General features: G+C 39.8%; 12 protein-coding genes and 1 pseudogene. 5 read left to right on the forward strand and 8 right to left on the reverse strand.

Annotated elements, in window-relative coordinates; all coding sequences use genetic code 11:
• Positions 1 to 52: 52 nt before the first annotated feature.
• Positions 53 to 157: pseudogene (locus tag BV375_RS38420) on the forward strand (antibiotic biosynthesis monooxygenase); the annotation flags it as partial.
• A 121-nt stretch (positions 158 to 278) separates the two neighbouring features.
• On the opposite strand, the gene pcrA reads toward BV375_RS38420, so the two are convergent.
• Positions 279 to 2,591 (reverse strand): DNA helicase PcrA, encoded by a 2,313-nt coding sequence (gene pcrA, locus BV375_RS29245; protein WP_086767037.1) that lies wholly within the window; start codon positions 2,589 to 2,591, stop codon positions 279 to 281.
• Positions 2,592 to 3,023: 432 nt separating this feature from the next.
• Here pcrA and BV375_RS29250 point away from each other — a divergent pair, with 432 nt between their 5' ends.
• Both BV375_RS29250 and BV375_RS29255 read left to right on the forward strand, forming a co-directional pair.
• Positions 3,024 to 3,290, forward strand: coding sequence for a type II toxin-antitoxin system ParD family antitoxin (locus BV375_RS29250; RefSeq protein WP_086767039.1), 267 nt, complete (start codon positions 3,024 to 3,026; stop codon positions 3,288 to 3,290).
• Positions 3,287 to 3,592 carry a type II toxin-antitoxin system RelE/ParE family toxin gene (locus BV375_RS29255; RefSeq protein WP_086767041.1) on the forward strand — a complete coding sequence of 102 codons (306 nt, stop codon included), beginning with the start codon at positions 3,287 to 3,289 and terminating at the stop codon, positions 3,590 to 3,592. Before BV375_RS29250 ends, BV375_RS29255 begins: the two co-directional genes overlap by 4 nt.
• Positions 3,593 to 3,720: 128 nt before the next feature.
• On the opposite strand, the gene BV375_RS29260 is transcribed toward BV375_RS29255, so the two are convergent.
• Positions 3,721 to 5,445 (reverse strand): ATP-binding protein, encoded by a 1,725-nt coding sequence (locus tag BV375_RS29260; protein ID WP_086767043.1) that lies wholly within the window; start codon positions 5,443 to 5,445, stop codon positions 3,721 to 3,723.
• A gap of 598 nt (positions 5,446 to 6,043) precedes the next feature.
• Between BV375_RS29260 and BV375_RS37280 the strand changes: the two genes are divergently transcribed.
• A complete protein-coding gene (locus tag BV375_RS37280; protein ID WP_166507555.1) occupies positions 6,044 to 6,184 on the forward strand; it encodes a hypothetical protein in 141 nt (46 codons plus the stop codon).
• Between the two features lie 217 nt (positions 6,185 to 6,401).
• Here the strand turns inward: BV375_RS37280 and BV375_RS29265 are convergent, their stop codons facing one another.
• Positions 6,402 to 7,148, reverse strand: a complete 747-nt coding sequence (locus BV375_RS29265; RefSeq protein ID WP_086767045.1) for a creatininase family protein — start codon at positions 7,146 to 7,148, stop codon at positions 6,402 to 6,404.
• A gap of 120 nt (positions 7,149 to 7,268) precedes the next feature.
• On the opposite strand from BV375_RS29265, the gene BV375_RS29270 reads away from it, so the two are divergent.
• On the forward strand, positions 7,269 to 7,835 hold the full coding sequence (locus BV375_RS29270) for a hypothetical protein (protein WP_243714092.1): 567 nt from the start codon (positions 7,269 to 7,271) through the stop codon (positions 7,833 to 7,835).
• A gap of 102 nt (positions 7,836 to 7,937) precedes the next feature.
• On the opposite strand, the gene BV375_RS29275 is transcribed toward BV375_RS29270, so the two are convergent.
• The 5 genes from BV375_RS29275 to BV375_RS29295 form a co-directional block, all read right to left on the reverse strand.
• The gene (locus BV375_RS29275; RefSeq protein WP_086767049.1) at positions 7,938 to 8,171 is read right to left on the reverse strand and encodes a cupin domain-containing protein; all 234 of its coding nucleotides are present in this window, start codon (positions 8,169 to 8,171) and stop codon (positions 7,938 to 7,940) included.
• 18 nt (positions 8,172 to 8,189) lie between these two features.
• Entirely contained in the window at positions 8,190 to 8,549 is a 360-nt protein-coding gene (locus BV375_RS29280; RefSeq protein WP_086767108.1) for a Mo-dependent nitrogenase C-terminal domain-containing protein, read from the reverse strand.
• 1,111 nt (positions 8,550 to 9,660) lie between these two features.
• On the reverse strand, positions 9,661 to 10,092 hold the full coding sequence (locus BV375_RS29285; protein ID WP_086767051.1) for an NUDIX domain-containing protein: 432 nt from the start codon (positions 10,090 to 10,092) through the stop codon (positions 9,661 to 9,663).
• Positions 10,093 to 10,109: 17 nt separating this feature from the next.
• Positions 10,110 to 10,562: a DUF3531 family protein gene (locus BV375_RS29290; RefSeq protein WP_086767052.1), complete on the reverse strand. Its 453-nt coding sequence runs from the start codon at positions 10,560 to 10,562 to the stop codon at positions 10,110 to 10,112.
• A 138-nt stretch (positions 10,563 to 10,700) separates the two neighbouring features.
• Positions 10,701 to 11,633: a Sll0314/Alr1548 family TPR repeat-containing protein gene (locus BV375_RS29295; protein ID WP_086767054.1), complete on the reverse strand. Its 933-nt coding sequence runs from the start codon at positions 11,631 to 11,633 to the stop codon at positions 10,701 to 10,703.
• Positions 11,634 to 12,105: the final 472 nt, after the last annotated feature.

Genomic DNA, 12,105 nt, shown 5'->3' on the forward strand with positions numbered 1-12,105 from the left:
CTTCTCAAATTTTTGTCCTGCATAGCTTAGAGTTGCCTTGTCACCCTCTAAGGTTGGATTTAGAGGTTCTACGGAGTATCAAGAGTGGAAAAAATTGCTGCACCATTTTTATGAGCCTTTTCCCACTGTTGAGCACTTTGAAGGAGTTGAAATTTAGCTAATACAACCTAAATTATCGTATTTATAAAAATTTGTAATTCGTATTAAGCTATTGCTCATCATATCGATTTTTGGTGGGCAATGCTCACCCTAAGCATACTTAATTTAATTACAAATTATTAATCTACTTTTTGCAGTTGCGCTATTCTGGGGTCGATAATTTTTTGCCCCAAATTAGCGAATTTAATTGCCACAGAAACCTTATTTCCTTCCCCAAAAACATGGGTAATTTCACCAATCCCAAAGGCTTTATGTAAAACGCGATCGCCCACTTGCCAATTCTGCTTGCCATTGCTAGCGGCAGCAGGTTTAGTATATGTTTGACGAATCTTACTTTGAGTGGTTAATAATTCTTCTGGTACTTCCTCCAGAAATTGCGATCGCATAGCGGGTTCGCGAGAACCATAAAGGCGGCGTTCGCGGGCGTGTGATAAATATAACCGTTCTTGGGCGCGGGTAATTCCCACGTAACACAGGCGGCGTTCTTCTTCTAAAGATGCAGGGTCACTCAGTGAACGGTAACCGGGAAATAGCCCCTGTTCTAAACCTACCAAAAAGACTACGGGAAATTCCAAGCCTTTGGAAGCGTGCAAAGTCATCAAGGAAACTGCTGTTTGCCCTTCTTTTAAATTATCCAAATCGGAACTGAGGGCGGTACTTTGTAAGAATCCTTGCAGGGTAGCATCTTCGTTCTCTTCTTGGAATTGCAGTACAGCGTTGTAAAGTTCTTGGACGTTTTGGATTCTGTCTTGCGATTCATCCGTACCCTGATTTAGCAAGTCTTGAACATAACCAGAGTCTTCTAGTATACCTTGGACAATTTCCGCAGCCGGAAGCGTTCCTACTTCTCCTTGCCAACGGCTAATCATTTCCGCAAAGCTTTTCACAGATTTAGCACCACGTCCAGCCAAGGTATTAACTGATGTCTCATCTGACAATATTTCCCAAAGAGTTGTGCCTAATTGCTGGGAAGCGTTAATCAAAGCATCAATTGTTGTTTTGCCAATACCACGCCTGGGAGTATTAATCACTCGCAATAAACTTACAGTATCGGCGGGGTTAGCGATCGCTCTTAAATAAGCTACGACATCTTTAATTTCTTTGCGATCGTAAAACCTCATTCCTCCCACAACGGTATAAGGAATTTGATATTTCACTAAGAGTTCTTCAAAGGGACGAGATTGGGCGTTGGTACGATAAAGTATGGCAAAACTACCCCAATTTAATTCTGGGTTTTGTTGTTCTAAAGTGCGGATTTGACGAATTACAAACTCGGCTTCGTCTAGTTCATTATCCGCTTTGTGACAATAAATTTGTTCACCTGCACCCCGCGTCGGCTTGAGGACTTTATCAATCCGTTGAGTATTATTTTCAATTAGTTCGTTGGCAGCTTGGAGAATGTTTTCACAAGAGCGATAGTTTTCTTCTAACTTCACCATTGTCCGGGTGTCGTCATCTGGCAAACCGTCGCCAAAATCATTCTGAAACTCCAGCAAAATGGTGAAGTCAGCCATTCTAAACGAGTAAATTGACTGGTCTGCATCACCCACAACAAACACTGAGCGATTTTGCCATTCCCATTCGCTCTTTCTATCTTCGCCATTTGTCACTAACAGGCGGATTAGGTCATACTGAGTACGGTTAGTATCCTGATATTCATCAACAAGAATATGGCAGAATTTGCGATGCCAGTAACCTAATACCTGTTCATTTTGCTGAAACAGTTTAGTAGGAATGAGAATTAAATCATCAAAATCGAGAGCGTTATTTTGTGCCAGCCTATCTTGATAGGAACTATAGACTTGAGCAATTACCCTGCCGCGATAATTAGGCTGCTCACTCTCAAATTCTTGGGGTGAAAAGCCTTGGTTTTTAGCGTTACTGATCGCATAGCGCACAGAACGATGGTCAAACTTCTTATCGTCTAGGTTTAGCTGTTTGGTGACAATATCTTTGACCAAGCTTTGAGCATCAGATTCGTCAAAGATGGAGAAATTTTTACTCCAACGGCGGCCTTTTTCGTCTTGGTACTTCTCAATATCAAAGCGTAGGATGCGGGAAAACAGACTGTGGAAAGTACCACACCATAAATCTTTGATTGTAGTCCGATAGACTTGCGATCGCAGTTTAGTTTGTTCGTATTCTGGCAATAAATCAAACCGCTGACCATGTTCTTTGATGGCCAACTGTTCAGCAAATATCTTTTGAATCCGCTCTTTCATCTCCCTAGCGGCTTTGTTAGTAAAAGTCACCGCCAAAATATTTTCGGGAGCTACGCGGTGTTTAAGAATCAGGTTAGCAATCCGATAAGTCAGCGCTCGCGTTTTACCGGAACCTGCGCCAGCCACAACTAGCAGCGGGCCGCAGTAGTGTTCTACGGCTTGACGTTGGCTGGGATTTAAATGGCTGAGGAAGTCAATAGTTGTGGTCATGGATAGCCAAGGTGACTGGGCAAAGAACCGCTTCTTTTGAGAGTATCGTAATCAACGCATATTATTCTAGGTTAATTAAAATATTTCAATTCGACCTTGCCGAATTTCCTGATAAAACTCTTACTCTCCGCGCCTTTGCGCCTCTGCGTGACACCTTATCTAAGTTATAGTTACCTGTATCGCTGCCAGTAGGAGGCTTGATGATTAACTCTCCTGTAGCAGTTCTCTTCAGCCTTCAAATCACAATTTATACTACCAATTCCTGAAACTGCTCGTGACTTACTTTAAAGCTTTGGGGAATGTTAATAGTAGGGTTGACCATTATTTTGGGCAACAACTGTCAGAATACAGTTTATATCTATGGTTTCATAGGGAAGTAGATAGATATAATAACAGAGAAAGTATTCATCAATCGTAATAAGTTTTAAAACTATGAATATCAACCTAAAACCTGAAGAAGAGCAAATTATTCAAGCCAAGCTAGAAACTGGTCAATATGCAACTGCATATGAGGTAATTGTTGAAGCTTTACGACTCCTAGAAGAGCGAGATAAGTATTATGAGAAATGGGTCGAAGAAACCCGTAAAAAAGTAGCAGTTGGCATAGCACAGCTTGATCGGGGAGAAGGAATTAATGGAAAAATTGCTATTGCTAAATTGCGGGAAAAACTCCGCCAAGCTCGCGATTATCAAGCATGAACATCTATATAATTTCTCCAGAAGCTATTCAAGATTTAGATGAAATTTCTGAATATTTTGCTAGTCGCAATTTAGATGCTGGCGATCGCTTTGTTAAAGGCTTTGAAGAAAAGTGCGAAAATTTAGTTAAATATCCCAATATGGGACGTAGTTATGCCGATATAGAGCCATCTTTACGAGGGATTCCCCTTGAGAGTTATATTCTTCTTTACCGTTTGATCGCGGATGGGATAGAGATTGTGCCTGTAGTGAGCGGATATGGCAACCTGCAATCTCTGTTTTCGGAATCTGATGATGATTGAGGCGATCGCTTCTATTTTTTGGTAATAAATAGGAGCTAGCACAAGTTAAGTATTATGCCAAGCTAATAACTAATAAAAAATTTCTTCTGTGCCATCATCTGTATAGTGCGATCGCATCTCGAACCAACTTATTCTTGTACAGTCAAGGGTAAGCGAACGGTAAAAGTAGAACCAACTCCAATCTGACTTTTGACAATAATTTCACCACCCATCATCTGGCAAAAGTGGCGACTAATTGCTAACCCTAACCCAGTACCACCATACTTTTTAGTAGTCGATGTATCCCCTTGGATAAAAGGTTGAAATAACTGCTTTTGCTGAGTTTGTGACATTCCAATTCCTGTATCATTTACCGTGAAAGTAATAATCTCAAAAGGAGTTGTTTGTAATAAGCCTGCTTTTTCGCTCTTCACTGTTAGCGTTACTTTGCCGTTTGTCGTAAATTTGGCAGCATTACTGAGTAGGTTTAACAATACTTGCCGCATTCTCGTTTGATCGGCATACATTGTACCCAGTTGTTCATCACAATCTACTTCTAAGATATTGCCGTTTTTCTCTACAGCCGATCTAACTGTTAAAACGATATTATTAATTAGTGACGCAATCTCAAATGTCTCTGGATAGAGAGTCATTTTCCCCGCTTCAATTTTTGATAAGTCGAGGATGTCATTAATTAGTTCTAGTAAATGTCTGCCAGCAGCATTGATTGTTTCTAAGTCGGTAATAAAATCTCCCGATAAACCTAAATCGGTAGCATCATCTTGTAGTAGTTGACTCAAGCCAATAACAGCATTTAATGGTGTACGTAATTCGTGACTTACATTGGCCAGAAATATGCTTTTTGCTTTGCTAGCAGCTTCGGCTAATTCTTTAGCTTGTTGTAGTTCTTTAGTCCGCTCAGATACTCGTTCAATTAAACGATTTAGAGATTTAGCTAATAAGCCAATTTCATCTTCTGTGGTTACTGGTGCGCGCAAATCAAAATTAGATTTTCTCGCCACTTGTTCAGCTACTTGGGTAACCGTGATGACTGGTTCTGCGATCGCGCGACTGGTACGCCAAGCTACAATGGCTGCGATCGCCACTGACACCAGCATACTCATGATTACAATTAATCTCTCAACTCCTTTTGCCTGCTCTACACCTTGTGTCCTTTCCTGCTCTTGAAATTCAGCGTTTTGTAAAATGTTACTTAGTGTTTGCGAAAGCTGCTCTAGCCGCATAGCTGTTTCGCCACGCATAATTTTTAGTAACTGCTCACGTGCTGAAGCAACTTCCTGTGTCTGCACTTGGCGAGCATCAACTTCCTGCAATACAGACTCTATCTGCTTGACATAAGACTCTAAGTTAGTCGTGTAATCTTGCAATAAAGCTACTAAAGTGCCACTGTTTGCTGCTAATCTTTTAGGTTTTTTATCGATAAAATTGGTAATTTCTGATTCTAATTGTTTAGCTTTATCAACACTTCTGAGAAATTCGGTTTTTTTAGTTTGCAGCCGTTTAGGATCTTCTAATACTGAAACTAAATTAGAGCTATATAATTGTGCTCCAATTACTGCATCTTTATAATTAGTCAGTAGTTGTCCTTGCTCATGAGCTTGATTTAATTGTTTAATTTCTCTTCCCCGATAATAGTTCGCAATTACCAAACCAGTAAGTGAGCCAAAAAAACCAATTCCAATGGCTACAAAATATCCATAGCCAATTTTTTGATGTATGCGCCAGGAACTAGCTTTGAGTTTCCCTCGCGAGGGAAATTCAATAGTCGGGAGTTCGTCTGTCGATGGCTCTTCCGCTGGCACTGTTTTGCTTTCTGAACTACTGTCAACAGGGATTGGCTTTTGAGTTTGCATCCCTCAAATCTCCTTACCCTCCCGTAAAAGTCACCAATTTACTCTCACTTGGGCAAACAATTTAACTAGAGATTAACACCTAAATTATCTTTTTTTTATGACAAGAGCAAATTAATGCTCACCAGATAATTGGCATGACCTTTATTATATTTGAGTTATTCTAATATGAATTATTAGTACGAGGTCTAACAGTCAATAAAAATCGCTTTTTCTATAAAAAGCGCTTCCCTAAAGAAAATGCACTCCTATAAGTATATCTTTTTCATCACTTTACTTTGACCTGCACTTGATGGTATTTATATTGAGTTATCGGGTAAGCGACTAATTAACTCTTCTCCAGCCTTCCATAAACTACCCTCAAGCCGTCTAAAGTATTTTAATCTAGTTTCCTATATAAAAGAGATCAAAACCACGCTCTTTATCATTAGGCTTACTGTTTTCCAATCTTATCACCAATCCTTTTGATTCTCCAATCTCTATAGCAATCTGATTTGATTCGGAGAAATTAAACCTTGTCCATTTTGAAACCTGGAGTAGTGCGGGCTAGAAACCCGCTACTACCAGTAGAGAGCAAGATGCTCCCACTACTTTTATAACTATGGTTCTCAATATAGATGTGGTTTACTTGTGTAGGGAGGGAACAGGTGAAGCAGTGACGAGTACGCAGGGAGTTTCCACGCCATTTGACGGCAGTTGCTACAACGGGGAAGCAGCCGCGTGGGCGGGTTTCCCGACTTGAGCAGACTGCCGTGGGAATCCCCCTTCGGGTTCGCCAGTCACCTGCGGAGGAGGACAGTCCGTTGCGGGGGGAACCCCCGTTGAAGGAACTGTCCGTTGGAAACCCTCCTGCAGTGCTGGTCTCACCGCAACGCACTGCCTCCTTCAAGCTGGGGAACTGCAACGGCGCAGTGGCTCCCCATGAGATTTTTTTAATTAAAAGTCCCTTTGCGAAACGTCTATTCTGCATTCAAAAATTCCAAGTATCCCTTGCTGAGTTCCTTCACAGCCGCATCGTAAAACTGCTTACCGTGTTCTGGAGTAGCCAAAGCGGGATTTGATCCCATGCGTCCATCGGGGTAACGCGCGCGAAAGTCTGTTGCACTATAAATATTGTGTCCTTTTCCCACTTCGCTTGAGAGAGGTGCTTGCTTAATCGCCTCTGGATAAACATACTGAGTTACAGCCACCTCACTAGGTGTAGCATGAGAGCCTTCTTCGTCGCCGTATAATTCTTTAGCAAGTTTGTATACTGAACTACACATAAACCAATTAGCAACTTGACATTGTACTCGGTGTGCATTAGCAATCTGCAAATCTTCTAAGTGAGCATAAGTTTCTGAGAAAGCTGCTTTGAGGGTGGCAATATTGCCGCCATGTCCGTTGATCAAGTAGAACTTGGTAAAACCTGCTTTGCTCAAACAAGTTACATAATCTCGTACCAGCTGAATTAAAGTACTGGGACGCAGACTTATAGTACCGGGAAAGGCGGTGTGGTGCAGTGCCATGCCAACATTAATTGTCGGTCCTACCATTGCTTGGGTTGCTTCACCGACACCACGAGCGATCGCTTCTGCACAAATAGCATCAGTACCAATTAATCCGGTTGGCCCATGTTGTTCTGTGGAACCAATAGGAAGAATAATACCTCCAGACTGCTGTAGATAAGCTTCAACCTCAGTCCAGGTACTCAAATGTAGTAACATTTTTAGCCAACATCCTCATTAAAATTGCTGTAGAAAGAAACATTTATCTACTAGGTGGCATCATGAATCATGAGCCTTCTACTAACACGATTATGAACTCCCTTGCTGGGAGATGCAGTAATGACTATGAAATTTTGTCATTTGTACCAAACTTTAACTGGGTTAACTGTTGCATTTCTTCTACTCAACAGTCTTCTTACCCTTCCTGCTTTAGCAGGACGTTATGTTTTGAATCAAACACCCCAAACAATCGAGCGCTATTTTGGGCGTTACAGTACCAAAAAAACTAATGGTGCGCAAGTTACCTATACTTATGCTCCCAAAAGTTTCCGAAGGCTATTTCCCCAGTTCCCTAAAAGTAATTTTTCGATTAGTTTTATCAAAAATCAAGCAAAATTTATTACTTTAAACTTCAACGGCGATTTTTTTCAATACCCAGGTAGCTACAATTATGATAAAGCTGAGGCTACAAAATTTTATAACTATATATTTGGCTATCAGCCGCCTATTTGGCAAGAACTTTCAACCAAATTTAGCGGTAATGAAACAATATATTTTTACGAATATTGCCTTGGAGATGGAGTTGCAACGAGTTTTGATAGATACGGATACAAGCAATTTACAGATTCTGCCACTTTATCCTATAACAATCGTTGCGAACCCCCCTACAATTTTAATCAGGATTGATTTATCAGAAGTTTATTTACAAAATAATGTGAGGAGACAACTCGAATCACTCTGAGTTATTGCTTAATCAAAGTAATAATGCTTTTTTACATCACTGATGATTTACCAGTTACAAGACATTCCAGCCGGAAAGATTACTAAATCATCTTTACCCATTTGCACTGGTTGCCCACCATCAGGTGTAACAATCACATCACCTGCTAAAAAGTAGCAAGTTTCTTGAGTATCATAATTCCAAGAGAATGTGGAAACTTCCTTTTGCCAAATTTCCCATTTCGTCACACCCAACTGTTTAAGGCGTTCTTGACTAGGTTGATGCTCAATTTTAATTTCCATGCTGCTATTTATCTACTTTTAGCAATAAGACTGAATATCTTCTCCACATTTATCTACTAAATAGCACAGAGCGCGAAAACGCAAGCCGACAAATTGATCGTAAAGGGGATTGAGCTTGCACATAGGAGGAATATGGGCAATTTTTCGACCAAACAACATCACATCTCGCTCAAAAGGACACTGCGCCGGAATTAGTTTAGCAATAAATTTAGCTAATTTACGATTCTGGATTTCGAGTTCATCGAGCCATTGGCGTAGTGGTTGCAGTAAATCAAATTTAGGTTGAGGAAATTGGGGATGACTATTTGATTGGTCTTTTTCGCTGACAGGGCTAACAAAAGCGGAGAGAATAATACGTCGATTAGTTGTCTTAATCATATTCATAAGTCAGGTTTTTTGTTGTAGATGAACTATAATTAGCCATTTGAATTGTAGCTAGGCTTTCTAGCTATGCAATTTATATTGTGCTTGGCAATAAAAAGCAAGTACAAAAAGCTAATTCGCAAGATAGTTGCGGGCAAATGGTGCAACTAATGGTTATTTAAACGCACCATACCCTGGAGAACTGTCCAGTTAAATACAAAATAACAAAGAAATTATAAAGATGGTATCGTTTAAAGTTATTGATTGCTTATATTCCACATACCAATCTTATATATTAAATTTAAATCTTCAGTTATGAAAATGCACAGTATCCTGAGATGGACTTTTGTGTGTATAAGCGCTGTTTTGCTCTTACTACAGCCAGATTTCCTTAGGACTATGCTATAAAAACAATCGATTTTAAGGTATTGATATCTAGGAAATTGTTATCTATGTTACAAAACTTTATCTAAAATTTATCTAAATAACTAGCAAATCAAATTTTGCTAGTTCAAGCTCATATAAGCTCATATAATACCTAAAATAAAGTCTTAAGATAGGCTAGAAGCTATACTACTTTAAGCTGAGGTAAAAGTTAGAGATAGAAGAAATTAAGATACTGAAATAAGGCAGAAGAAGATAAAGCTGAGTAGAGAATTTTTTAGCTATTTTTTCCTAGGTCTTTATTTCTACGACTTTGCAATAGTCTGCATTTAAATTGCAGAGCATCAGGTGCTTGAATATTAAGCTTAAATAGATTTCTGAATGAGCGAATTCTATAAAAATTTGAGCCAGTTGCTGACCATAGAAGTTTTAAGGGAGGTAGGCTGGTTATGCATAGACGCCCTTATGGCGGCTTCTTTAACGATAGAGGTGTGTTAGGCCTGTTTTCGACTCAGCAAACTTTTTAAGCAGAATTTCAAATTGCTCATGAAACACATTCTGACAACATTTAACTTGTTGTCTTAGCTAAAATTCTGCTTTTGGACTTGCGATCGCTCTTTCTATTATGGGTAGACTATCTATACAACTGCATGATGTTCGCTTCCTGGAGACACCTCAACAATCTACCCTGCAATTAGTTATAACCTAAGAACTTACCTAAATTTGATGGGCGATTTTAATTTTACAAATAATTGAAAAATTCTTCTGGCACTAATCTTAATTCTCCTGATTGAAAGCGCTCAATATTGATCCACAGTGCCCGATGTTTATGAGTTTCAGACTCAGAAAATGTTAAGCTGTCCAACTGATAAAACTTGGGGTCAGCAAAATCACATTGGTAAAGTTGAATAATTTCGTGCCCTTGCCTACCATTAAATATAAACAGGTTCTCTATACAACCTAGATAACGAATATTAGTTAAGTCTGCTTGAATTTCTTCTTGGAATTCTCGTTCTAAAGCTAAACTGCTAGGTTCGCCAAAGTCAACACCACCTCCAAGAGCACGATAAAATGTTGATTGCTTTACAGGGTCGTAGCCTTCGGAAACAAATATGCGTTCGCCATCCCGAATTAGTCCTAAGACTAACACCCTTATCTCCCCTGGTTTGTTCATTTTTGTAATTTAACTAACTAATTATCGTAGATAGAGTATGAGCGACTGTCGCTATCTTCTACGGGCCAATCTTCATTTTCGCCGCCGAGATACAATTGTTCAATAGTGACGTATTCTGCACTTAGCTGTGTGAGAGCGTTAATTAAAATATCCAAGGCGATCGCATCACTGGTTCCCAAATCAAACCAGCAGCGTCCCCATTCACCTTCATACTCAAATTCACCCATGTTATGCATTAGCGCTAGCAAGCTTTTATCATAACCTTGGGGGTCATAACTCATGTAGCTAATATCCAGCCCTGTTTCCTGTACCTGGAGATTTTCAGCGTTATATGCACCTAATTTGCCTAGATAAAACCAAGAATTAAAAATTTCTTCCACATACTGCTTTTCACGCGCAGAAGGAATTGTGCTGAACTTTAGCCAAATCCATACATCAAAAGGGTTAAATTCACGAAACTGAATGTGCATGGTGGTTAATTATCTGCGTTAGTGTTTTCTGAAAATTAGCATAGCAGCATAAGGGTTGGGGCTGGGGAGAAGGGGGCAAGGGGAGAATAGCAATTACTAATGCCCAATGCCCGATGCTCTATGCCCAATAGCCAATAACTAACCTAGATTTTTGAGGCTATTGTTAGCGCTACTACGTTCGTGTTCAATTTGTTTGACTAAATCGGCTGGAAGTTGAGATTTTTTGCTCAAGGCTTTGTCAAAATTGGCGATCGCATCTTGGATCTGCTGTCGGCTATTTTGTCTTTTTCCTTGTTCATGGAGAATTTGGGCTTTGAGATAATACACCTCTGGGTTATCTGATGTAGCTTTTAAAGCACGGTTGGCATAATCCAGGGCTTGGGAGTAATTTTTTAAATCACGGTAGGCAATCGCAATACCCCGATCTACTAGGTATTGAGGCGCAGCACTTTTTTCTAAACGTTGAATTGCCTCATCTGGGTTAGTAAAAGGCAGGTTCACAGCTAGAAGTAAATCCATATAACCTTTAATCAGGTTCAGTTCTGGATCGTTAGCAGAAATTGCTTCTGCTTTATCTAAATATTGATAGACTTGCCGCAGCTTACCTAAAGCTTGTGCTGCACCGCCTGTACCTTCACGAGTGATTATTAATGCTCCCTCTAAAAAATTACCGACTGCGGTGTATAAATTACCACGTAATGGATCGCTAGCAATCAACTTTTGTCCGGTTTCTAGGGTTTTTTTACTGTATGTGTCTAGTGTGGTTAAATCTTTATTCGCATATGCTAAGGATGCCCTCATAGCATACACTAAAGGTTCATTTGGCTCACTAGATAAAGCTTGTTGGAGGTAGCTTTCAGCCTCTCGGTAGTTACCATTTTGAAAAACTGCCTTAAAAACCGCTTCTGTTTTGTCACCAATGTTATGAGGGTTGCTAGTCCGAAATGGATCGCCAGCAAACGCAGAATTTATCGATAGATTGAATGCGATCGCTGCGGTAAAAGTTACTTGAGCAAGGCTTGTGATTCTAGCAAACACACTTGCCTGAGAAGCCGAAAACCATTTATTCATTGTGACCCTCAGAATAATTGCGGTTGAAATAGTTGTTTATGTTACTTAGAATGCAAAAAAATGATTAATCCGAACTTGTGTCTGTTTTAGCCAGAATTGTCTACAGAGATCGACTTTCGTAATTGTTACAGGTTCCCATGTTAGTTGTAGCTATTGCTCGAGGGTAAGTCTGCCACAATGGAACAAAGTATCTGGATGCGCAGTGTCTTCTCGCAAGGTTAGATTGGCTTTTGTTTTTAATGCCAAACTTTGCAAAGACAAACTGGTAACTTCGAGAATCTATTAAGACTATTATTTGATTTTACAAAAAATGACCTACTCCTCTAACTTCCTTGTTTCCTGTTTCCTGTCTTTACAAATAAGCTTAGGAATCAAATCGGACTACTATAGGTGATTCTTGCTGTTAGATTAGGGTTTGAAGGCAGGTTAGAGGCTATGAATGTTTTCGGAATTTTCTAATTGCTCTTCGTGT

The sequence above is a fragment of the Nostoc sp. 106C genome (assembly GCF_002154725.1).
Classification (GTDB): domain Bacteria; phylum Cyanobacteriota; class Cyanobacteriia; order Cyanobacteriales; family Nostocaceae; genus Aulosira.